At 53.4% G+C, this 251-nt stretch carries 2 tRNA genes; both read right to left on the bottom strand.

The window, feature by feature from the left end:
* Positions 1-76, bottom strand: a tRNA-Ala gene (locus AC3A6F_RS25350).
* A 98-nt stretch (positions 77-174) separates the two neighbouring features.
* Positions 175-251, bottom strand: a tRNA-Ile gene (locus AC3A6F_RS25345).

The raw sequence follows: 251 nt of genomic DNA, 5'->3' as shown, positions 1-251 counted from the left end.
TGGTGGAGGATGACGGGATCGAACCGACGACCCCCTGCTTGCAAAGCAGGTGCTCTCCCAGCTGAGCTAATCCCCCAGTGTGGCCTTTGTCATCTAAAAATGATCCGGCTCTGCCGGGCATTTTTAGCTAACGCAGTGTCAAACAAAAGTAGGTTTTTACTTTTGTTTGAAGGCTGGTAGGGCTGGTTGGACTCGAACCAACGACCCCCGCGTTATCAACACGGTGCTCTAACCAGCTGAGCTACAGCCCC

This window comes from Massilia sp. Soil_C_3, assembly GCF_057657035.1.
Note: the sequence above shows the minus strand (reverse complement) of the source record. Positions and strands in the feature narration are given on the sequence as shown.